General features: G+C 60.3%; 20 protein-coding genes. 14 read left to right on the top strand and 6 right to left on the bottom strand.

The features are described 5' to 3' along the window. The first annotated feature begins 71 nt into the window (after nt 1-71). Nucleotides 72-818: an SDR family NAD(P)-dependent oxidoreductase gene (locus tag DEF76_RS15305; RefSeq protein ID WP_114913036.1), complete on the top strand. Its 747-nt coding sequence runs from the start codon at nt 72-74 to the stop codon at nt 816-818. A gap of 96 nt (nt 819-914) precedes the next feature. Here the strand turns inward: DEF76_RS15305 and DEF76_RS15300 are convergent, their stop codons facing one another. The 4 genes from DEF76_RS15300 to DEF76_RS15285 are packed head-to-tail and all read right to left on the bottom strand — an operon-like array spanning nt 915 to nt 5,709. Continuing rightward, complete coding sequence (locus DEF76_RS15300) at nt 915-2,147, bottom strand: sugar ABC transporter substrate-binding protein (RefSeq protein WP_205216034.1); 1,233 nt, start codon at nt 2,145-2,147, stop codon at nt 915-917. After that, nucleotides 2,144-3,190, bottom strand: a complete 1,047-nt coding sequence (locus DEF76_RS15295) for an ABC transporter permease (protein WP_114913034.1) — start codon at nt 3,188-3,190, stop codon at nt 2,144-2,146. The genes DEF76_RS15300 and DEF76_RS15295 overlap by 4 nt, the downstream gene beginning before the upstream one ends. Further along, entirely contained in the window at nt 3,191-4,165 is a 975-nt protein-coding gene (locus DEF76_RS15290) for an ABC transporter permease (RefSeq protein ID WP_114913033.1), read from the bottom strand. After that, nucleotides 4,162-5,709, bottom strand: a complete 1,548-nt coding sequence (locus DEF76_RS15285; protein WP_114913032.1) for a sugar ABC transporter ATP-binding protein — start codon at nt 5,707-5,709, stop codon at nt 4,162-4,164. The genes DEF76_RS15290 and DEF76_RS15285 overlap by 4 nt, the downstream gene beginning before the upstream one ends. A 306-nt stretch (nt 5,710-6,015) precedes the next feature. On the opposite strand from DEF76_RS15285, the gene DEF76_RS15280 reads away from it, so the two are divergent. The 6 genes from DEF76_RS15280 to DEF76_RS15255 all read left to right on the top strand — a co-directional run bounded on the left by DEF76_RS15280 (nt 6,016) and on the right by DEF76_RS15255 (nt 14,400). Further along, nucleotides 6,016-6,789, top strand: a complete 774-nt coding sequence (locus DEF76_RS15280) for a FadR/GntR family transcriptional regulator (RefSeq protein WP_338025734.1) — start codon at nt 6,016-6,018, stop codon at nt 6,787-6,789. Continuing rightward, a complete protein-coding gene (locus tag DEF76_RS15275) occupies nt 6,786-7,763 on the top strand; it encodes an asparaginase (protein WP_114913030.1) in 978 nt (325 codons plus the stop codon). The genes DEF76_RS15280 and DEF76_RS15275 overlap by 4 nt, the downstream gene beginning before the upstream one ends. A gap of 19 nt (nt 7,764-7,782) precedes the next feature. Beyond that, on the top strand, nt 7,783-9,171 hold the full coding sequence (locus tag DEF76_RS15270; RefSeq protein ID WP_114913029.1) for an amidase: 1,389 nt from the start codon (nt 7,783-7,785) through the stop codon (nt 9,169-9,171). Between the two features lie 68 nt (nt 9,172-9,239). Beyond that, nucleotides 9,240-11,327 (top strand): hydantoinase/oxoprolinase family protein, encoded by a 2,088-nt coding sequence (locus tag DEF76_RS15265; RefSeq protein ID WP_114913028.1) that lies wholly within the window; start codon nt 9,240-9,242, stop codon nt 11,325-11,327. Nucleotides 11,328-11,343: 16 nt separating this feature from the next. Continuing rightward, the gene (locus tag DEF76_RS15260) at nt 11,344-13,125 is read left to right on the top strand and encodes a hydantoinase B/oxoprolinase family protein (protein WP_114913027.1); all 1,782 of its coding nucleotides are present in this window, start codon (nt 11,344-11,346) and stop codon (nt 13,123-13,125) included. 72 nt (nt 13,126-13,197) lie between these two features. Continuing rightward, a complete protein-coding gene (locus DEF76_RS15255) occupies nt 13,198-14,400 on the top strand; it encodes an ABC transporter substrate-binding protein (RefSeq protein ID WP_205216033.1) in 1,203 nt (400 codons plus the stop codon). On the opposite strand, the gene DEF76_RS15250 is transcribed toward DEF76_RS15255, so the two are convergent. Continuing rightward, nucleotides 14,351-15,328: a GntR family transcriptional regulator gene (locus tag DEF76_RS15250; protein ID WP_114913026.1), complete on the bottom strand. Its 978-nt coding sequence runs from the start codon at nt 15,326-15,328 to the stop codon at nt 14,351-14,353. The two genes, DEF76_RS15255 and DEF76_RS15250, sit on opposite strands and share 50 nt — an antisense overlap. A 327-nt stretch (nt 15,329-15,655) precedes the next feature. Between DEF76_RS15250 and DEF76_RS15245 the strand changes: the two genes are divergently transcribed. Continuing rightward, the gene (locus tag DEF76_RS15245) at nt 15,656-15,868 is read left to right on the top strand and encodes an ATP-binding cassette domain-containing protein (RefSeq protein WP_114913025.1); all 213 of its coding nucleotides are present in this window, start codon (nt 15,656-15,658) and stop codon (nt 15,866-15,868) included. 1 nt (nt 15,869) lies between these two features. On the opposite strand, the gene DEF76_RS15240 is transcribed toward DEF76_RS15245, so the two are convergent. Next, a complete protein-coding gene (locus tag DEF76_RS15240; RefSeq protein WP_114910930.1) occupies nt 15,870-16,940 on the bottom strand; it encodes an IS630 family transposase in 1,071 nt (356 codons plus the stop codon). Between the two features lie 65 nt (nt 16,941-17,005). Here DEF76_RS15240 and DEF76_RS15235 point away from each other — a divergent pair, with 65 nt between their 5' ends. From DEF76_RS15235 to DEF76_RS15210, 6 genes are all read left to right on the top strand, one after another. Then, the gene (locus DEF76_RS15235) at nt 17,006-17,881 is read left to right on the top strand and encodes an ABC transporter ATP-binding protein (RefSeq protein ID WP_114913024.1); all 876 of its coding nucleotides are present in this window, start codon (nt 17,006-17,008) and stop codon (nt 17,879-17,881) included. Nucleotides 17,882-17,894: 13 nt separating this feature from the next. Beyond that, entirely contained in the window at nt 17,895-18,821 is a 927-nt protein-coding gene (locus DEF76_RS15230; RefSeq protein WP_205216032.1) for an ABC transporter permease, read from the top strand. Nucleotide 18,822: 1 nt separating this feature from the next. After that, complete coding sequence (locus DEF76_RS15225) at nt 18,823-19,668, top strand: ABC transporter permease (RefSeq protein ID WP_114913023.1); 846 nt, start codon at nt 18,823-18,825, stop codon at nt 19,666-19,668. 51 nt (nt 19,669-19,719) lie between these two features. Further along, nucleotides 19,720-20,475 (top strand): SDR family NAD(P)-dependent oxidoreductase, encoded by a 756-nt coding sequence (locus DEF76_RS15220; protein ID WP_114913022.1) that lies wholly within the window; start codon nt 19,720-19,722, stop codon nt 20,473-20,475. A 57-nt stretch (nt 20,476-20,532) separates the two neighbouring features. Continuing rightward, nucleotides 20,533-21,768, top strand: coding sequence for an ABC transporter substrate-binding protein (locus DEF76_RS15215; RefSeq protein WP_205216031.1), 1,236 nt, complete (start codon nt 20,533-20,535; stop codon nt 21,766-21,768). Between the two features lie 68 nt (nt 21,769-21,836). Then, nucleotides 21,837-22,943, top strand: a complete 1,107-nt coding sequence (locus DEF76_RS15210) for an ABC transporter ATP-binding protein (protein ID WP_114913021.1) — start codon at nt 21,837-21,839, stop codon at nt 22,941-22,943. The last annotated feature ends 37 nt before the right edge of the window (nt 22,944-22,980 follow it).

Genomic DNA, 22,980 nt, shown 5'->3' with positions numbered 1-22,980 from the left:
TCCAAAAGGACGACGAATCATGCCGGTGCGTTCGTCGATGCCTGCATGGGGCTTGAGAAGGAGACGTCGACATGAAGAAGCTACATCCACGGACGGCACTCGTGACGGGGGGTGCGCGCGGGATAGGCCGAGCGATCGCGCTAGCTTTCGCGCGCGAGGGTGCGGCAGTCGCGATCCTCGATCGTCGCGGCGGTCGCGCCGAGGAGACGGCACATGAAATCGCCGCACTCGGGGCCAAGTCCTGCTCGGTCGTTGCCGATGTTGGTGACGAAGCCGAGGTTAAGGCCGCAGCGATGCATGTAGAAGCGGTGTTTGGGGGCATCGACATTCTCGTGAACAACGCCGGTATCGACACCACATCTCGCGTCATCGACATGCCAGTCGTAATGTGGGACGATATGATCCGGGTTAATCTGCGCAGCATTTTTCTTTGCACCCGTGCTGTCCTGCCGGGAATGACGCAGAGGAAATGGGGGCGCATCATCAACGTAAGTTCGCAGCTTGCGCACAAGGGCGCAGCGGACATGGCGCATTACGCTGCCGCCAAGGCCGGCGTGCTTGGCTTCACGCGCTCGCTCGCATATGAAGTGGCGCGGGACGGCATCACCGTGAACGCGATCTGCCCGGGACCGATCGATACTGAGCTGTTTCGTAACATTCCTGAGGTGTGGCGAAAGAACAAACTGGCCGAGCTGCCGATTGGACGCGCTGGCACGGTTGACGAGGTTGCTCCGACGGCGGTGCTATTAGCGTCCGATGAAGGGGCCTATTATATCGGCGCCTCGCTCAATCCCAACGGCGGTGACGTGATGATTTGAGGCTTTTCCGGCGCAATGACTATGCTTGGATCATCGCGCTTTCGTCCTGCAACGCCCAGCCACGCAGTGAAATCCTGCGTGGCTGGGATGCGGTGTCTATTGTGGTATGGAAATCGGCTTCACGAGATTTGGCTCCAGCCAGTCAGGTGGCGCCGTGCAATCGGTGCAGTTAACGCCGGGCAGATTGTCGGCGTAGCGGAATGGCGGCAGTGACTTAATCGTGGCGCCCGCGACCGGCTCGCCCTTCTGCACCGCTGTCAGGTTTAGCTCCGGCAACACATCGGCATTGAGTGACGTATCTATGAACAGCGGTGGCACCTTGGCGTCAGAGAACACGTTGCAGCCATTCTCAAACTGCTCGCCACTGCACATCTTGATGTCCTGATAAGGAACCCACGGCAGCGGGAATTCGATATTGTGCCCGGCCGGCTTCTGTTTGCCGGCCAGCACCTCCATCATCGCCTTGAAGGCGTAGGGTCCGACGGCCGGACCGGCACTTGACGAGACCCCCTTTAATCCCTTGCTCTGCAATGCGGGATTGCCGATCGCTAAACGATAGCCGTTATTCGACTGACCAGCGATCACCACCAGCCGGTCGGGTCGGTTCTTCATGACCGCCTCGAGTGAGCCATAAGTGCCATCAACCGTCCAGATCGCATCAAGATTAGGATGGGCCGCCAGGATTTTAGAGACGCCTTCCTGCGACAGCGCATCATTCCAGTTGCCATAAAATTCGCCAACGATCTTGATGCCGGGATATTTTCCGAGGACGTGGAAGGCCTGTTCGTCATAGACTTTGGTTACGCTAGTGCCAGCGACACCGTGATTGATCACCACTTCACCCTTGCCGCCCATCTCGTTCACCATCCACTGCGCCGAATTCGCCCCATACCGCGCGGTGATGTTGCTGACATTGTAGGCGCAGGGCTCAGTCACTGTGGCGTCATAGGTGAAGACGAGGACATGTTTCGCACAGGCTTGTCGCACGACCCGGTTCAGTGCCGTCGGGGATAACGGATAAATAAGGATTGCATTGGCGCCGGCCGCGGTCATGCTCTGGATATCGGAGATCTGCCGCTGCACGTCGGTACCCGAGATCACCGTCTTGAATTCAATTTCTTTATTATAAGGCGGCGTCTCCGCCAGCGCCTTTATGCCGTTGGCTGCCGCAGCCTGCCAAATATTGCCACTGTAGCTCATGTCGAGGAATACTTTGTAATGTTCCTGGGCGTGGCTTGGCGCCGCCATACCGGCGAGCGCCGCGAGCGTTACCGCGCCGTAGAGAAGCGCCTTCATGCGAGACCTTTTTTGCTTCGGTGAGCCATTCATGAAACCATCTCCTTGTTCGTTGACGATCGGCGACGAGGCACCGACCAATTTTCTCTCTGCAGCAGCAGGGCAATGACGATGATCGCACCCTCGATGACATCTCTCAGTCCCTGTGACAGACTGAGAACCGTGATCACCGTCTCCAGCGCGCTCAGAAACAGGGCGCCGGCGAATGTGCCAAGATACAGTCCTTTTCCGCCAGTTACGCGAGCACCACCGATTACCACCGCCGCTATGGTTGGCAGCAGCAGGGGGTTGCCCATGTCGAGCGTTGCCGCCGACGAGTAGCCGGCGAGAAAGAGGCCCGACACCCCGGCACAAAATCCACTGATGGCATAGGCAAGAATGGTCAGGCCCACGATCGGCAGCCCGAGCACCTTAGCGGCCTCAGGGCTGCTGCCGAGGGCATAGAGCTTGCGCCCCTCGCTGGTGCCGTTTTGCAGCAGCATGGCCAGGATCACGAAGGCGACTATGAGATAGACGGGGATCTGAACCCCGAGCCAACGGCTGCTCATAAGTGCTTGCAGTGCCGGCGCCACCGGCTCCTGCGCCAGCCCCGAGGTGAAGCCGAGACCGACACCAAAAAACGTCATGCCGGACGCGAGTGTCATGATGAAGGGGGGGATCCCGCCAAGTGCAATTCCTACGCCGTTGACAACGCCGATTGCCGTGCAACTGGCGAGCGTTACCGGAATCGCCCACGGCAACGCACTGTCCCGCCCGTTGGTCAAGACGGAAATAGTCATCGCGCTCAAACCGATGACAACGCCGATCGAGAGGTCGATGCCGCCAAGCAGTATCGCAAGCCCCTGGCCGAACGAGGCGACCACGAGGAAGATCGACGTGACAAGCACTGCGTTGATCTGCTGCGCCATACCGGAGCCAGGGTTCATAGCCTTGGTCGCCATGATCAGCAATAGCGTTGAGACCAGAACGATCACCGCCGGCAGCAGATTAGGCCCGATCCCGCCGGATCGCCGCGCCGGTTGTGTTGTGTCGGCGGCCAGCTTTTCAATCACGGTGATCGGCTTGCGTTCCACCACCTAGATCGGCCTCCGCCGCGGCCGTGACAACTTTGCCGAGAGACCGCTCACAAAAAGAGCCGCCAGCATGATAACACCACTAAATACGTTCGTGTAAAATTCTGCCGCGCCTAGGGCGAAAAGCATCTTCTGCATCACGGTGAGCAGCCCGGCGCCGACCAAGCTGCCAAATACGCTGCCACGTCCGCCGGTCAGCGACGTGCCGCCGATCGCGACTGAAGCATACATGGATAGCAGGAATGAATCACTTGCCCGAGGGTCGCCGCTGCCGGTTTCGGCGCTCAGCATGTAGCCGGCGAGGCCATAGGTGAGGCCCGCGAGCGCGAAAGCGATGAGCTTCGTGTGACGGACGTCGAGGCCGGAGAGACGCGCGGCGTTCTCATCCGTGCCGATGGCATAGATCGCGATACCGGTGCGTGTCTGCGCGAATAGGAGCCACAACGCGAGCAGCGCCGCCAGCAGAATCGCCGCAACCGGGATAGCGTGGCCGAGATCGCCGGTAAGGCCGTTGGCGATGACATCCGCCACTTCGCCGCCCGGCGCCGACAGGATAAGCAGCGCGACCCCTTCGCAGGCGATCATCGTGCCGATCGTCACCGCCAGTGATTGCAAGCCGAGAACCGTCACCAGCCAGCCATTGAGCAGGCCAGCGGTAGAACCGATCATCATTACCGCCGCGAGCGTGCCAGCCCAGCCCAAGCGGCCTGTGCTAACCGTCGCGACCACCGCATTGGCGATCGCGATCACACCGATACCCGAGAGATCGAATTCACCAGCGAGGATCACGAGTGTCAACCCCGCCGCGGCCACCGCGAGCACGATGGTGTTGTCGAGCAGATCAGTAATGCCGGTCAGAGAAAACGCCGATGGCGCGCGGACGCCGTAGACGATAAACATTACAGCGTAGAGCAGCGCGGCGATCGTCGGCCCGCTCGAGGGGCGAAAGCGCGGCAACCGGATGCGGATCGTGCTCATGGATGCTCCATGGGCTGCTCGAACGGGGTAGATACCGGTGGGCGCGCGGCGTGCCCGGCGGCGAGCGACAGGATCAGCTCCTGCGAAAGCGCCGCACCCGGGACCTCGCTGATCACCCGATTGCGGTACAACACGAGGCAGCGGTCGCAGAGATGTACGAGTTCGTCGAGTTCGGTCGAATAGAACAGAATTGCGCCGCCGCCATGCACGAAGCGGCGCATCATGCGATAGACGCTTTGCTTTGCGCCCACGTCCACGCCCCTCGTCGGATCGAACAGTAAGAGGCAATGCGACTTGGCTATCAACGCGCGTGCGAGCACCGCTTTTTGCTGATTACCACCGGAGAGCGCGGCAATGCTGCGGGGCAGGTAATGCGGCGACAGATCCACATCGCTTATGACGCGCGTGACTATCGCGTGTTCGCGCCGCCGGCTCAGGAAATGGAGTGGGCTGGCGCGCTCGATTACCGGCAGGGAGATGTTGGCGACGGTGCTGAGATCCTTGAAAATACCCTCGCTCTTGCGATCTTCCGGCACCAGCGTGACGCCGGCGAGGCGCGCAGCGCGCGGCGAGTCGAGATGACGTGGCACGCCATTCACGGCGATGCGGCCGCCGAGCAGTCGATGCAAGCCGACCAGTGCCTTGAATAATGGCGTCTGACCATGGCCTTCGAGCCCGGCAACGCCAAGGATTTCACCCGGGGCAAGCGAGAAGCTGATGTCATCGATGCCGTCGCCGACCAGATGCTCGACGGCCAACGCCGGTGCCGCCGCTGCCCGCACCGCGGAGGGCGCACTGACGAATTGCTCGACGGCAGAGCGTCCGGCCATGCTCTTGAAGATCTCGTCGTCGCTCATCTCGGAGACGTGGCTTTCGAGCACTTTGCGGCCGTTGCGCAGAATGATGCAGCGACGGCAGAGATGACGAATCTCGTCGAGTTTGTGGCTGATATAAAGGATCGAAGCACCTCTTCGAGCCGCTTCTCCGATTAGGTCAAACAGCCACTCACGGTCGGTCAGAGCGGCGGTTGGTTCGTCGAGGAGAAGCAGGCGCGGCTCGCGGAACATGGCGCGCACGATTTCCACACGCTGGCGCTGACCAAGCGGCAGGTCACCGACGGGAATGTCGGGAGGAATGTCGGTGACGCCGTGCGCGGCAAGGATCTCCGCCGCCTTCCGCTCCAGTTGCCGGCGCGGCACCAGGCCGGCCCAGTTGGTCGCTGGGCGAGGCAGGAACAGGTTCAGTGCGACCGAAAGTGTCGGTACTAAGCTGAGTTCCTGGAACGCGGTTGCGACGCCTTGCCGGCGGGCGTCGCTGATGGTGGTAGGCCGGAACGGCGTGCCGGCGATCCGCATCTCCCCCGCATCCGGGGTTATGACGCCGCTCAGCGCCTTGACCAACGTGGATTTGCCGGCGCCGTTCTCGCCCAGAAGGCCGCAAATCTCACCGCCTTTGAGGGCGAATGACACGTCATGCAGGGCTACCGTCGCGCCGTAGCGCTTGTTGATTTCGCTGACCTCCAGAACGGGCGCGGCGCTGTTCATGCCAGATTTGAGCGTCGAAGGCGATTGACGCACGATGCTGACATCTGCGGCGACGTATGGCGCGCGGTTATCGCGCGCATATTCCGTTCCTTGGCCGCCGATTGTTGGACTGTCACCTTTGGACTGCCCCGCTACATTCTGATGGTCCGAACAGCTCTTATGGTATGACCAAAGCCCGTCAAATGGTCAACATAAATGTTGACGTGCTTTGGCACAACGCGCATCATCCTGAAAACGGGCACCGAGTTAATAGAACGGAGTGTCAGGCCGGAACTTATGGTCTGACCAAATGAACGGGGTGGAGCTGTGGGACGGAGCGTGCGGTCGCCAATATCGCAATCGGTGGTCCTGAGGATTCAAGCCATGATTTTGGACGGCGCCTTTGCCATCGGAGAGCGCTTGCCGGCGGAACGCGCGTTGGCTGCGCAATTGTCGGTCAGCCGGGCGTCACTGCGCGAAGCGCTCTCGATTCTGGAAACGCTGGGCCTTCTACGCAGTGAGCCGTACCGAGGCACATTCGTTGCGATGAACGTTGCTGAAAATGGTGAGGCGCCCACCCCTGTCTGGCGCTTCGGGAACCGCTATTCGCTGCTCGAGGTCTATCAGTTCCGGCTGCTGACCGAAGCTTATTCGGCGCGCCTCGCGGCGATGGCGATCACCGTCACGCAATTGGCGGAGTTGCAGCAAATCGTCCAAGACCACAAGCAGGCGACGCGCAAATTGGATTTTGTTACTGTATCGCAAATAGATTTCGAGCTGCACCACCGCCTCGCGCAGATCTCGGGAAATCGCATCCTCGCCGATCTGCACGAGACCTATAGCGCTGTGTTTCTGGAAAGCCAGCGCATCCCGGTTGCCCGGCATGAACGGCGCTGGGAGACAGTGGACGAACACGAGAAGCTGTTGCAGGCGATCGCCCAACATGATCCAGACGGTGCAGAATACTATATGTGCCTTCATATCACACGGGCTGCCGACCGGGTTGGCATCGCGCTGAGCGACACGCCGCCGAGCGCGGTGGAAACGACTGCGCAAGCCGAGCTGTCGGCATTGGCGGGCGCCGCGAGGGGTGCGGCATGAGCCGCGTCGTTCTTGTCAGCACCGGCGGCACGATCGCCTCGCGCCTCGACCGCGAGCATGGCCATGTCACGCCGCGCGCCGGCGGCGACGATCTTCTCGACGCGGTGCGCAGCCAATTGCCGGATGTTGCGGTCGAAGTCGATGAATTCTGCAAAGTTCCCAGTTTCAATTTAGATCTCGAGGACGCCTTTCGTTTGGCGCTGCGCATCGATCAGCATCTCGCGCGGCCGGACGTCCTTGGAGTTGCCGTCACCCACGGCACCGACACGATGGAGGAGAGCGTCTTCCTCGCCGATCTTGTCATAACTTTTGACAAGCCCGTTGTCTTCACCGGCGCCCAGCGTCATGCTGATGAATACGACGGTGACGGTCCGCGTAACCTGATCGGTGCGATCCGGCTCGCGGCGTCCGGTCTGCGGGGGCTTGGCGCAGTCATCGCCTTTGATCAGGAATTTCACGCGGCCCGGGATGTCACCAAGACCCATGCGTATCGCGTTGGCACATTCACCTCGATGGAACATGGCAAGCTCGGTGAGATCGATGGCGAGCGGATTATTTTGCACCGGCGGCCGCTCTTGCGTCTAACGATCGCCACGGCGCAAATCGAGCCGGCGGTGGATCTGATCAAGCTTACCATGGGCGCCGATGCCCGCTTGCTGCGGGGCGCGATCGCGAGTGGCGCCAGAGGAATGGTGATCGAGGCTTTCGGTCGTGGCAATGCCCCGTTGGCGGTGCTTGCCGGGGTGCGTGAGGCGATTGCTGCGGGGCTGCCGGTGGTCATTACCTCCCGCTGTCCGCAGGGTCGGGTGCAGCCCATCTATGGCCATGGCGGTGGCCATGATCTCGCCGCGGCGGGGGCGATCTTCGCCGGAGACCTGACCGGCGTGAAGGCACGTATTCTGCTTTCGGTGTTGCTCGGCGCCAATTTCGCGCCGCCCGCGATCGAGGCGCGGTTCGCCGCGCTGGCGGGATGAGGGGGCCACGAGGACGGATATGGGCGAGGACGCGGTGGGCGCGCCGGTGTTGAGCGACGACCCGACGCTAACCGAGGCGGCGACTGCGATCGCCACGGGTGCAGTTACCAGCGAACGGCTCGTACAGGCTGCTCTCGACTCTATCGCCAGCGTTAATGCGCGCACCGGCTGGTTCGTGCGCGTGGAAGCGGAACGGGCGCTGGCGCAAGCGCGCGAATGCGACCGCCGGCGCGCCGCCGGGGAGCGGCTTGGAGCGCTGCACGGCGTGCCGCTCGCGCATAAGGATATGTTCGCCCGTGCCGGCGCGCCGATGGAATGCGGCAGCCCGATCCTGCGCGGCCATCGGCCGGCTCACACCGCGACCGTGCTCGCGCGGCTGGAGGCGGCGGGTGCGGTCACGCTCGGGGCGCTGCACATGGCGGAGTTCGCGCTCAGCCCGGTCGGTGATAATGCCCATCTTGGTGCGAGGCCCAATCCGTGGAACGCAGCGCATGTCACTGGCGGCTCGTCCAGTGGCAGCGGCGCGGCCGTTGCGGCCCGCCAGGTCTTCGCTGCCTTGGGCTCGGATACTGGCGGTTCGGTACGGCTACCGGCTGCGTGCTGTGGGGTGACCGGGCTGAAGCCGTCGCTAGGTAAGGTGCCGATGGATGGTGTGATGCCGCTCGCATCCAGCCTCGACTGCGCCGGGTTCCTCGCCCGGAGCGCGGGCGATTGTGGGCAGCTGCTAGCGGTCGTAACCGGCGAAGAAGATCGCGCGCACGAGAGCTGGCATGTCGCGGTCCCGGCGCCGGAGGCTTTGGCGCCGGCGACGGACGAGGTGCGGACGACCGTCGCCGCGGCCGCAGCGACATTGCGCGAAGCAGGTTGCCGCTTGCTCGCGGTGCCGGTGCCAGATTTCGCATTGGCTGGGCGCATCGCCGCGCTCGTGCTCGGTGTCGAGGCTGCGGCCGAGCATGAGCGTTGGCTTGCGTCACGGCGGGCGGAGTATGGGGTGCTCACCCATCGCCGGATCAGTCGCGGCCTGACCTATAGCGCTGACGATTATGCCGAGGCGCTGCGCGTGCGCGCGCGGCTGCGGCAGGAATTTCTACACACTTATTTCGCCGTTGCCGATGCCCTGTTGTTGCCGACCCTACCTGAGCCAGCGCCAACCATCGCTGAGGCAACCGAGGGTACGCCAGAAGATGTGGAGGCGCGTATCGGTGATTTTGCCTATTGGACGCGGGCAATCAATCTGTTCGGTCTGCCGGCCCTGGCGTTGCCGGCGGGGTTCACTTCGGGCGGATTGCCGATGGGTGTGCAGTTGATCGGTCCGCCGGATAGCGACGCGGCGTTGTGCCGGCTTGGGACGCGGTTCCAGTCGGTAAGCGATTGGCACCGTTGCCGGCCGCCGAGCCCGGTGGCTTAGGTAAATGATGCAGAGAGGCATTGTAAACGGGCGACGTTCTGCGGTCGTCAGATCGTGAAGGAGTGATAATGATCCGTATTGGTGTTGACGTTGGCGGTACGTTTACTGACATCGTACTTGAACGCGGGCGCCCAGAAGGTGGCCAGCAGATCATAGTGCATAAACTCCCGAGCACGCCAGACGATCAATCGGACGCGGTGGTACGCGGCGTGGTCGACGTATGCCGGATGGCGGGCGTAGCGCCGGGTGAGGTGGATTTCCTGTTCCATGGGACCACGGTCGCGACCAACATGGTCATCGAGCGCAAGGGCGCCGAGGTCGGCATGATCACGACGCGGGGCTTTCGCGACATCTTGCATATGGCACGTCATAAGCGGCCGCATAATTTCTCTTTGCAATTCGACGTGCCCTGGCAATCGAAGCCGCTCGTCAAGCGCCGCAACCGCATCGCCGTCACCGAGCGCATTCTGCCACCGAACGGCGCCGTCGCGGTGCCGCTAGCCGTCGACGAAGTCGAGCGCGCCGCTGAACTCTTCGCCAAGCGCGGGTTAGAAGCCGTTATCGTCGGCTTCCTGTTCAGCTTTCTCAATGACGACCACGAACGCCGCGCCGCCGACATCGTGCGCCGTGTGATGCCGGACGCCTATGTCTGCACTTCGTCGGAAGTGGTGAACGTGATGCGCGAATATGAGCGGTTCTCGTCCAGCGCAATGAACGCCTATATCGGGCCGCACACCGCCGCCTACCTTCGCCATCTGGAGCGACGATTGGCCGAGGCCGGGGTGCGCGCGCCGGTGCGCATGATGCAGTCGAACGGCGGCATCTCAACGATTGCGAATGCGGCCGCGCGGCCGATTGGCCTCCTGCTTTCCGGTCCCGCCGGCGGCGTGATCGGCGGACGCTGGACCGGTGAGGCATGTCGCGAGCCGAATGTCATCACGATTGATATCGGCGGCACCTCGGCCGATATCAGCGTGGTGCAGAACGGAGAGCTGCGCGTCAAGAACCCGCGTGACACCGAGGTCGCGCACTTACCTGTTCTTGTACCGATGATTGACATCGATGCGATTGGCGCAGGTGGTGGTTCCATCGCTTATATCGACCCGCTCGGCGCGTTTCGCGTCGGCCCGCGCTCGGCCGGCGCCGATCCAGGCCCCGCCTGCTACGGCCGCGGCGGCACCGAGCCGACGGTCACCGACGCGCAGGTGGTGCTGGGGCGGCTCGATTCAGAGCAGTTCCTCGGCGGCGACCTCAAGATCGACCGCGCGCTCGCCGAACGGGCGGTTGCAACGCATATCGCGGACAAGCTCGGCATGAGCCTGGTCGATGCGGCACTTGGTATCTTGAAGATCGTCAATAACAACATGGCGCTCGCGATCAACGCCAACTCGGTGGCGAAAGGCATCGATCCGCGCGATTTCACTCTGACTGCTTTCGGCGGCGCCGGGCCTTTGCATGCAGTTGCTCTTGCAGAGATGATTCATGCGAAAGATGTTATCTCGCCTTTGCATCCCGGCATCACAGCGGCGATGGGGCTCCTGGTAACTGAGCTCCGTTATGAATATACGCGGTCGGTGTTGATCGTTCTGTCCGAGGCCTCGGAAGCCGATTTTGTTCTTTTAAACAGTGAACTTGCCGCGCTAGAAGCCGAGGCGCAGGCACAGTTAACCGCGGACGGTATTCCGCTGGAGCGCCAGCGATTCACCCGTATCGCCGAGTGCCGCTATGTCGGCCAAGGGTTCGAACTGCGCGCCGAGCTGCCGCGCGACCCGCTTTCGGCCGCCAATATTACTGTCGCGATCAGAAATTTCTACGATTCACACAAGAAAGTTTACGGGCATGCCTTCGACGATCAGAAGATCGAGGTTATCACGCTACGTATTATCGCGACTGCGGCGGTCGAACCGTTGAGTCTGCCCCAGCTGCCGCATGGCGGACGTACTGATCCTGAGGAAGCGCGTATCTATGCGCGTGACACCGTCTTTGATGACGGTCACGTTGTTTCAACGCCGCGTTATCAGCGGGCGAAGCTTCTAGAAGGAGATATCGTCACCGGACCGGCGATGATAGTGCAGCACAATTCAACCACGTTGCTGCCACCCGGCTACCGCGCCAAGGTGCTGTCGTATGGCGACTTGCACATCACCCGACTTTGAGAGGAGAGTTTAACCCATGAGCCAGGATGTCGATCCAATTACCTTGCAGGTCGTCGCGGGCGCGCTGCACTCGATTGCCGAGCAAATGGGCAACGTGCTCTACCGCATGTCCTATTCCTCGATCATCCGCGAGAGCCAGGATCTCGGGGCCGGCCTATTCGATACGAAATTCCAGACGCTGTGCGAGTCCGATTCGACCCCGATGCATATCGGCTCTCTCCCGGGCTACCTGCGGGGCATCGAGAAGACCATACCGCTTACGGCCTGGCAGCCGGGGGATTGCGTGATTCATAATCACCCTTATTTCGGCGCCAGCCATTCGCCGGATATCGCCGTCGTCATGCCGGTGTTTTTCGAGGGCGATCTGGTTGGGTTTTCGGCAAACACCGCGCACCACGTCGATATCGGTGCGGCAACGCCAGGTCTGATCATCGACGTCCCCGACATGTTTGCCGAGGGCATGCTGCTCAATGGCTTGAAGCTCTACGAGGCGGGACGGCGTAATGAGGTGCTGTGGAAGTTCATTCGCGACAACACCCGAGTCCCCGCCTTGGTGATGGGCGACCTCGAAGCACAGATCGCCTCGGCCGAGCTTGGCGTGCGACGATTTCAGGAGCTGCTGGCGAAATACGGTAAGTCAACGGTGCTGCAGAGCTGCGCGCAATTGATGGATTATTCCGAGGCTGCACTCCGCCGCGCAATCAGCCGGATTCCGGACGGGGACTATTTTGCCGAGGGTTTTCTCGACGATGACGGGCGCAACCGCGGCAAGACGCTGCCGATCAAGGTTGCGGTACGAGTGCGGGGAGACGGGGTGGAAGTGGATCTTACCGGTTCATCAGCTCAGGTTCCAACGGCTTTCAACGTACCGTTTGAGGGATCTACCAAGGTTGCCTGCTATTTCGCGTTCCGCGCGATTTTGCTTGACACCTTCACGTTGGCGGATCCGATTCCCGCCAACGAGGGATCGTTTCGCCCGATTAAGGTCACGGCGCCACATGGTTCGATATTCAATCCGATCGCCCCGGTTGCCGCGGAGGCCCGCTTCTCGCAGATTCAGCGTGTTTGCGACCTAATCATCAAGGCGCTGGCGCCGGTGGTGCCGGATAAGGTGACGGCGGGCAATGCCGCGACGCTGTCGTTTGCCGCCTACTCGGGCGTGCGGCCTAACGGCGATTACTGGGTATTTCTCGAGGTGAACGAGGCGGCAATGGGGGGGCGGCCGCATTCGGACGGGCCGGACACGGTCGAGGAATTGATGCGCAACACGCGCAATAATCCGCTCGAGGATCTTGGCATGCACCTGCCTTTAATCTGCGATCGTTACGAAGTGCGCGACGACGTCTTTCCGGGGGCCGGAAAGTTTCGTGGCGGGCAGGGGGTCGTGAAGGCACAGCGTTTCCTCACGCCAGGGTTCGTCACTCACGAGGCCGACCGCCACGAGGATGCGCCCTGGGGCATCTTCGGCGGTCTGGCCGGGGCCGGTGGCAAAGTGGAGATCCACAATGTCGCGCGACCACAGGAGGTTTCGGCCCAATACGCGAAGTTTTCTGGCCTGCGGGTGGAGCCTGGCGATGTCGTCACCTACTACTCCCCAGTCGGCGGCGGCTATGGTGACCCACTGGAGCGCGACCCTGCCAAAGTGCTCGATGACGTGCTTGATGAGTTCATCTCCGTCAAACATGCCGAGGAGGTTTATGGCGTCGTGTTCGATGTTGTCGATGACGGCTATGGATATGCCGTCAATGGCGATGGAACGAGCGCTCGCCGGGCGGCAATTCGCGCCGCACGTGGCTAAAGGTGCGGTGCGCGCGTGACCTCGGCGCGGTCCGTCCCATACGTTCAGACAGATGGACGGCCGCGGCTGCGCGTGCTCGGCACCGCCGTGACGCTGATCGAGCCTTTGCGTCGGCAAGCGGAGCGCGACCTTGGCATTACGCTCGATTTCGAGGTGCTCGACGGCGTGACTGCGCAGCGGCGGGCGGCCTTGCAGCCAAGCAGCTATGACATTTATGACCAGTGGTTCCACAATGTAGCAGTTGTTTGGCCGTCGGGAGCACTGCAGCCGATCCGCATCGCTCGAATCCCGCTCTGGGAGCGATTGGTGCGGGAGAACCAAGCGCTCGGTGTTCGCAGCCGACTGTGCAGTTCGGCGGATGCACCGCAGGAAAACCTCTACGTGCAGGCCAATCTGCGTTTGAGTGGCCAGCCGACAGAGCGGATCAGCGCCGTTCCCACCGTGTTCAACGTGGACGCTTTCGGCTATCTACCTGATGCGATGCCGCCCGAGGTCCTGGCTGATGGCGAGAGTTGGGGATGGCTCCTCGACGATCGTTTGCGCGGCCGGGTGGCGCTCATCGCCGACCCGACGATCGGCAGCGCCGACGCTGCCTTGGCGGCGCATGCACTTGGTCTTGTGCGTTTCGCGGATCTTGGGAGACCGTGCATCGAAGAGATCGATCAACTCGCGCGGATATTGATCCGGCGACGGCGATCTGGTCATTTCGCGGCGCTTTGGCGATCGATCGATGAGGCGAAACAACTCATGGCGGAAGGGGCCGCGGCGATCGAGAGCATGTGGTCGCCGACATTTTGCGACCTGCGGGCTCAGGGGATTGCGGTCAATTATGCCCGCCCGTGCGAAGGATATCGGGCCTGGCATGGTTGTGTCGGCCTCTCCAGCCATCTGCGCGGGCGGCCGTTGGACGCCGCCTACGAATTCATCAACTGGTGGTTGTCCGGCTGGGCGGGGGCGCTGATGGCCCGACAAGGGTATTATTTTGCCATTCCAAGCATGGTTCAGGCGAAGATTTCTGCAGCCGAGTGGGGCTACTGGTATCAGGGCGAGCCAGCAAAGACCGATCTGACGGATCCTTACGGACGTATTTCGGTGCATGCCGGTGCAACGCGAGATGGTGGCGCTCAGTGGCAGCGTCTCTCGCATATCGCTCTCTGGAGCACAACAGTGCCGGAGCACAATTATCTGGTGCGTCGCTGGAGCCAGTTTTTGGCGGCGGGTTCTTCTACGGCTCGGTCGGCGCGAGGAAAGAGGGCAGTGGCGGAATGGGAATGACCGACAGCACCATCAGCCTGGCTAACGCGCGGTCAAGCGAGCGGCTGAGATGGGCGCGCAGCGCCACCGCCGCCGCTTCCGGTTCGCCTTGCAACAGCAGATCATAAATCACCAAATGTTCGGCCAGCTCCGGTACCTCCTCTGGGACGCCGAGATGGCAAAGGAAGGTATGGTTGGCGAGTAGGACGAGATGGCAGTCCTGGATCATTTCCGAAAGTCTGGCATTGCCGTTGCGTTGCACGCAGCGGATATGGAGATCCTCGTCGATCTCGCGCATCGTGTCTGGCGATAATAAGGCAGGGCTGCTCTCCATCGCGCCGGCGACGCGCCCGCGCATCGTCCGTAATTCGTCGGCGTCGAGCTTACCCGCTGCCATCTGCAGCGCAGCGGGTTCCAAGATGCGGCGGATTTCATAATACTCCCGCAGCACCGCAGCGGTGAGTGGGCCAGCAATCCAGTGCGAGCGCGCATCCTTGGTGATCAGCCCGCGCTCCTGCATGCGGCTGAGCACGTCGCGCATGATCGTGCGGCCTACGTGGAAGTGCTTCGCCATGTGGGCTTCGAGAACGCGGAAGCGGCCGAAAACCAGTGCCCGGCCAATCGCGCCCTCCGCTTCGGCATAGATGCGCTCCCACCCCGCGCGGGGCAGCGGTTCAGTCTGGCCGTCGACGAGAGGCTGGAGCCCGGCCTCGCGCGGGCTGATCCGCAGCGGCTTGTCACGGCCCGGAATTATGAAGCCGCGACCATTAAAGCGCTGCACGAGAGCATCTTCGTGTAGCAGGCGCAGCGCCACTTTCACCGGAGCACGACTAACTTGGAAGGCCTCTGCGATTGGCCCCTCAAGCAAAACAAGGCCGGGAGGCAGAGTCCCGGCGGTGATTTGTTGAGCCAGCGAGTGGCGAATCATTTCGTAAAGCGGTTCGGTCATCGTCTGCCTATTTTCGGTGCATCATACCAAAAAACGGTCTTTGTCTACCGTTAAGCGAGTGCATTCCGGCTCCCCAGCCCCGGAGCCTGCGAAGAAGGCGCGCGCATCATGGCGGCATTTTTCAGCTTGCATACGATATCCGTTTTTTGTTAGGTTAACCAATAGATAATTGGTGTGATGTCGAGGCCACTAAAGGGGCATATAAGGCGCCGGAAGCGTATCAAATTTCTCGCGTTGTCGGTTTGGGAAGAGAAAAGCCAGCTACAGTGTCGGAAAGGGGTTTTGTCTTGCGGGCTGTGACCTTGCTGCGTAACGAGTGTTCTGGCCGTGGCTAACGGGCTAGTTCTCGAGGGATTAACGAAACGCTTCGGCGCGGTAACGGCGGTCAATAACGTCAGCCTTTCGATTCCTGACGGCGCGTATGTCTCGCTGCTCGGGCCAAGTGGCTCCGGTAAAACTGTCTTATTGCGTTTGATTGCAGGATTTGATGTGCCCGATGGAGGTTGTGTCCGGCTCGGTGAACGTAGCCTAGTGCTCTGACTCAATCGGACGCTACAGGCAGCCGGCTGAGCTTGGCGAGGATGTCGTCAGCCGGCTTGGTCCAGACGAATGGCCTGGGGTTGCGGTTGTGCTCGCGGATGTAGCTGCGGATGGCGCGTTGGAGATCGGCGACGGAGGTGAACACGCCGCGCCGGATGCGCCGTCGGGTGATGACAGAGAAGAAGTTTTCGACGGCGTTGATCCAGGACGCGGAGGTTGGCGTGAAATGGAAGACCCAGCGCGGATGATCGGCCAGCCACTCCCTGACTTTAGGATGTTTGTGGGTGGCGTAGTTGTCGGCGATGGCGTGGATGATCTTGCCGGCGGGGACGGCGCGCTCGACGGCGTTGAGGAACCTGACGAATTCCTGATGGGTGTGCCGGGGCATGCAGCGGCCGACGACGGTGCCGTCGAGGACATTCAGAGCGGCGAACAGGGTGGTGGTGCCGTGGCGCTTGTAATCATGGGTCATGGTGCCGCAGCGGCCAGGCTTGATCGGCAGGCCGGGCTGGGTGCGGTCGAGCGCCTGGATCTGGCTTTTCTCGTCGATCGAGACGACGACGGCGTGCGCAGGCGGGTTCATGTAGAGCCCAACGATATCCTCGACCTTGGCGGCGAAAGCCGGGTCGTTGGATTTCTTGAAGGTCCTGATGCGGTGTGGCTGCAGGCGATGGGCCCGCCAGATGCGCTGCACCGCGCTCAGGCTGATGCCGACGGCGCTGGCCACCATACGGCCGGTCCAGTGGGTCGCCGCTTTCGGTGCCTCCCCGCAGGGCAGCGCCAGCACGCGGGCGATGGTCGCCGGCGACAACGGCGCCTTGCCCGGCTTGCGTGTCTTGTCGCGCAGCAATCCATCGACACCTTGCTCGGCAAAGCGCCGCTGCCAGCGCCATACCGACGGCCGGCTTGCTCCACTGCGCGCCGCCACCTCCAGCACGGTCAGACGCTCCGCCGATAGCAGAATGATCCTGGCACGCTGAACATGCTTCTGAGAACGGTTGCGATCCTCCACAATGGCGGCCAAACGCTCGCGGTCCGCGGAGTTGACGATGGGGATGACGGTCTGTGCCATGCACACAGAATCTCACAAATCAGCCCCGTTGTGAATCCTCTGTTTGGTTCAAAGCACTAGGTGAAATGCCGTCGCATCTTCGCGGCATAGGTTTTGTCTTTCAGAATTTCGCTTTGTTCCCGCATCTTTCGGTGCGTGACAATATAGCGTTCGGTCTCGCCAACCGCGCCGTGGACCCAGTGCGTGACCGCGCCGCTTTGCGAAGCCGCACGGACGAAATGATTGCCCTCGTCGGCTTGCAAGGGCTCGCAGAACGCGGGGTACATCAGATTTCCGGTGGCCAGCGGCAGCGTGTGGCGCTGGCGCGCACGTTGGTTACTGAACCCAAGCTAGTGCTTCTCGATGAACCGCTCGGCGCGCTTGACGCCAATCTAAGACTGCGAATGCGCGGGGAGCTGCGTCGGATTCGCGAACAACTGGGTGTCACCTTCCTACACGTCACCGGCAACGATACCGAGGCCTTGGCGATCGGCGATCGGGTGATCGTGCTCGACCGTGGATCGGTTGCGCAATTTGCTTCGCCGGATGCCGTCTATAATTGTCCCGCTTCCGCGCGGGTTGCGCGCTTTCTCAATTGCTACAATATCTTCCGCGGTCATCGGGATGGTTCTGGATTCGTCAGCGAGTTTGCGACGTTTCCGATTTCGGGATCTGCCTGCGTTCATGATGGCGCGGATGATGGCGCGGCCTATTGCATCCGCCATGATCTTGTCCGCATTCGTGACGCTCATGCCTCGGCGAATGGCAACGAGGCCGCGCTGGAAGCGGAATTCGTAACGTCTGAATATAGCGGCGCGTCGGTGACGTATTTCTTTAAAACGGCGCAGGGTGAAGCTATCGAAGTTTCGGCGCATCTTGGCCATCACCGACCGGGTGACCTGGAGCCGAAACGATGTTACACGCTGGCTTGGGATGCATCGCAAGCCTTAGTGTTCACTTAAGGAACGTCCGCGCATGAACCATACGGCAAACTCGAGTGCGATGCCGCCGATTGCGGAACCTGTCGTATCGTCCGCGTCGCCGCGTTATGCTCGCCGTAGGTACTTGGTGCCTTATCTTCTGATCTCGCCAGGCGTGATCTGGATGGCCTTGTTCCTTTTGGTGCCCATCTTGATGATGGTCTACGTTTCGTTCTGGACGCAGACTACATTTACCATCAAGCCGATCCTAACGACTCGGAGTTGGGTAAACTTCTTTTCGAACAGCACTTATCTCGCGTCCTTATGGACCACATTGCGCCTCTGGCTAATCGTATTGGTGACGACGCTGGTGGTTGGCTATCCGGCTGCGCTGTTTGTTGGTCTTCTTGTACGCAACAAAACATTATCAACAATCCTTCTGGTGCTCTGTGTAATTCCTTTCTGGACCTCATTTTTGATCCGCGTGCTGGCCTGGCGTCCGATGCTTGGTGAGCAAGGCGCCATCAACATTATCCTCCACGATCTTCACCTCATTGATCAGCCAATCAGCGCGCTGCTCTACACGGAGCTGTCCGTGGTCATCGGCATGACTCAAATCTACTGCGTGTTTATGGTTGGTCCGATCGCCTTCATGCTCAGCCGGATCGACCCGAACATCATAGAGGCCGCGCGCGATTTGGGGGCGGGTTTTTGGCGGATTTTTTTCCGCATTATCTTGCCGCTTTCTATGCCGGGCGTTGTAGTGGGATCTATCTTCGTTTCGGTAATGGTACTCGGGGAGTTTGCCACCTCTGCGGCTCTGTCCGGACGCAAGGTGAATATGCTCGGCAATATTATTATTACTCAGGTCGGCTCGCTGAAATGGGCATTTGCGGCGGTGGTCGGCGTGGTGCTGACGATCGTTACCGGGCTTGTGGTGTCCCTTTTATTGCGGGTTGTCGATCTGCGCCGGGAGTTGTGATATGCATAGCCCGCTAGCCAAATCAACACTTGCTGTCTATACAGCGCTATTTATTTTATTTCTTTATGGGCCGTTTTTTGTCCTGGGTGTCCTTTCGTTCCAGACTGGGCCGGAGGGTGGACCACAATTCCCGATAATTGAATGGTCGACATATTGGTACCGCCAGATCTTCGGCCTGACGCCTCCCTCCCGCGTGGCGCCGTTGCCGATAGGAGATGCACTGATACGCTCCTTGTCGCTGGCGTTTATCACAACAGTGGTCTCAACGGTGTTCGGTGTGCTGTCCGCGCAGGCGTTCCGCACTCGATTTCGTGGATCGGGAGTCGTGTTTTATCTTATCGTTCTTGGCATGATGGTTCCAGGCGTATTGGTAGGTCTGGGGATGGCGCTGGTGGCCAATATTCTAGGTGTAGACCGGCATTGGTGGGGTACTGCCTTTGTTTTGCACGTCGTCTATACCTATCCGTTCGCGTTTCTGGTGATGCTGGCTATATTTAACCGTTTCGACGGCGCGGTAGAGGAAGCAGCGTGGTCGCTGGGCGTGCCGCCGGCGCGTACATTCCGTCGCGTGACATTCCCGTTGATTTTTCCTGGCGTCCTATCGGCCATGCTGTTCGCGTTCACACTGTCTTACGATGAGTTTGCGCGTACGTTGTTTACCTCTGGCCCGGATCTGACGCTGCCGCTTGCGATCTACGGCACTTTCGCGGTGGAAATTCATCCGAATATCTTTGCCTTCGGTATCCTGACCACGATGTTCTCGCTGGCGCTACTGGTGATCTATTCGATTCTAATGGGACTTTCGGTACGCCGCGCGCGCCGGCTTGCGATCCAAGAGGATGTATAACGGATCATGGCATTGGGCTCAGTAAATTTTGGACGATAGAGGAGTCTAAAGATGGCGGGCACTGTTCTTATCACTGGCGCCGGCATTGGTATCGGTCGCGCGGCCGCCAGGGCGTTCGCGGCCGCTCGCTACCGCGTCATTGTTACCGATGTTCTCGATGTTGAAGGCGAATCAGTAGCTGCTGCAATCAGGGCGGGAGGCGGCGACGCGGAGTTCCACCACCTGGATGTGCGTTCGACCGAACAGGCGGAGGCGGTGCTGCGCGCAGTCGAGATAAAGTTCGGGCCACTCAACTGTATCGTTGCCAACGCCGGAATTGCACATAAAGTGCCGCTATCGCAAATGAGCGATGACGCCTGGGATCATACTTTTGAGATCGACCTCAAGGGGATGTTGCGCGTGATCCGCCCAGCACTCGCCGGCATGCGCGCGCGGGGAAGTGGCGCCATCGTGTGTACGTCATCGATCATGGGTGTGGCTTATGGCTGGAACGAACATGTGCATTATTCGGCGGCGAAATCTGGCGTCGTCGGCTTGATCCGTGGGCTGGCCGTGGAGCTCGCGAGCGCAGGCATACGAGTCAACGGCGTAGCCCCCGGCTATATCCGCACCGCGCAGCTTCTATCCGAGCAACATTCGCTCGGTGCCGCCGGCGCGGAAGCAGCGAGCGCATTCATTCCGATGGGTCGTATTGGGGAGCCGGAGGAAATCGCCGACGTGATAGTCTTTCTAGCGTCGCCAGCCGCCCGTTACATGACTGGTCAAACGGTAGTGGTGGATGGTGGGTTGCTGGTAGGACGCTATTAAAGCGTGCGCTACCGTAGCGTAAATCGTGAAACCAACCAAGGCAGGAGGAGTATTTTTGTGATCGAGAAGGAAGAACTGGATCGTCGGAGTCTGTTGAAGACAACGACGGGCATGGTGGCGCTGGCGATGGGCGCCGGCACACCATTCCTCAATTCACGCCGCGCCTATGCGGCGGCGACGAGCCTCGCCAAAGAGCAACTACGGACAATCGGCCTTTCCGTTACGGTGCAGGACCGCATTCTCGCGGACTTCAAAAAGAATTCTGGTGTCGGTTCCGTCACAGGCACTGCCGCAACTTTTCCGGATGCGCAGACCAAGATCCTTTCGGGTTCGAAGGACTACGATTGCTGGGAAACGATCGGCGAGCGTCTGCCGGCGGTGATCGAGACGAAGAACATTGCGGACATCAAGTCCAGCGATATCAAAAACTGGGCCGGCATTCGCGACACCTTTACCAAAGTCAATCCGAAATGGGAACGTAAGGCGCAGATCGTTGGACAAATTTGGGTGGACGAAGCGCAAACTAAGCTATGGATGGTGCCCGCCGTCTACAACTATGACTCGATCGGCTATAATCCAACCGTGCTTTCGGCTGAAGAGGCAAATACCTGGACCGCGATTTTCGACCCGAAGTGGAAGGGGCGATCGGGATTGAATACCGATCCCCTAATCGCTTTCGGCCAGGCGATAATGGCGATGAATACGCTCGGCCTCATGGATGTCAAGAATCCCGGTAACCCAAGTGAAAAGGAAATAGACGAGGCCTCAAAGTTTTTGATCGCTAAGAAGAAAAGTGGTCAGTTCCGCGCATTATGGGGCGATTTCGGTGAACTAGTTAACCTTCTTGCCTCCGGGGAAATGGTGGTATGCGATGCTTGGCAGCCGGCGGTGATGGCGGTGAAGGCGCAAGGGAAGCCAGCCAAGTATGCTGTGCCGAAGGAGGGGTATCGTGCATGGGCGATCGGTCCCGCACTGATCTCCAATTCACCTAATAAGGATGCGGTGATAGCCTATGCTGACTACTGGCTATCCGGCCCGCCAGGCATAACGGTCTCAGAGCAGGGGTATTATTCACCGACCACGAATATCGAGAAAGTAATGAACCCCGATAAATATGCATTCTGGTATCTCGGTAAACCCTGGGTCGGCGAGCCCGAGAGAGGGATCAAGGAGGGTGATCTGCGCGACGGCGGCTCGCTCGCCACGCGAGCAGCGAACGTCGCTTACTGGCACCAGTGGCCGGATGCCTACGACCATCTTATCCAGAAGTGGGATGAGTTCCTGAGCGCCTGATACCGAAGGTGGGACCGGGGGTGTCTTCGGTCCCACCGTTTACCGCCATCCACGGAGAACTGTTAGACGTGGACTACGATCTAGAATTGGTCGGCGTCGGAAAGATCTACGACAACGGCGCGCCAGCGGTGATTGACGTCAATCTGCAGGTTGGCAAGGGTGAATTCGTCGCCCTTCTCGGCCCATCAGGCTGTGGCAAGACAACGACACTGCGCATGATCGCTGGGTTTGAGACGATTACGCACGGCGACATCCTGATTCGCGGCAAACGTGTCAACGATCTGTCTCCGGAGCGACGTCCGACCTCGATGATCTTCCAGAATTATGCTTTGTTCCCACACCTGACAGTGCGCGAAAATGCGGCCTTCGGTTTGGAAGTAAAACGGCTGCCGCGTGCGGAGCGGACTTCGAAGGTCGATCAAATTTTGGACAAATTCAGCCTCGCCGACATTGCCGATCACCGTACGGACCGGCTGTCCGGTGGCCAGCGGCAGCGTCTCGCGCTGGCGCGCGGGCTGGTGACAGAACCGCAGATCTTGCTGTTGGACGAGCCGCTCGGTGCGCTTGATGCTAATTTGCGAAAGGCGATTCAGGCGGAGCTGAAACTGTTACAGCGCAATCTTGGTATCACCTTCGTATTTGTGACACACGCGCAATCGGAGGCGCTCACCATGTCGGACCGCATCGTGGTAATGAACCTCGGTCGCATTGAGCAAGTTTCGTCGCCCTATGAACTTTACACACGCCCGAGCTCATCGTTCGTCGCGCAATTCGTCGGTCGTAATACGATCTTAGACGGAACGCTGCGCGCAATGCGGGATCAAGAGGTGAGCGTCGAGACGCAGTTTGGGGTTTTCATGGGGCAGCGTAACGCCGTTTTGTCTGTTGGAGGGCCGGCAAAAATCGTGATTCCGTCAGAGGCTTTTGATATCACGTCGAAAGCTGCGGGGTCATTTGATGCGATTGCAGGCCAATATGCGGGTAACGTCATGTCCGGTGTCATAGAGCGACGCGAGGTGGTTGGTCATCTCGCTTCACTGACCGTAGAATTGGAAGGCGGGCGGTTGGTGATGATGGAGGGCCATGTCGAGAAGTTTCGAAATGAAAGCCTGCAACCCGGGGCGAAGGTATGGGTGGCCTGGAAGGCAAACGACGCAACGGTTATCGCGCGGTGACACAGTAATCAAGGACTAAGAGCAGCATAACGATGGA

Source organism: Acidibrevibacterium fodinaquatile, from assembly GCF_003352165.1.
Classification (GTDB): Bacteria; Pseudomonadota; Alphaproteobacteria; order Acetobacterales; family Acetobacteraceae; genus Acidibrevibacterium; species Acidibrevibacterium fodinaquatile.
This window is presented reverse-complemented; position numbering and strand designations above follow the sequence as displayed.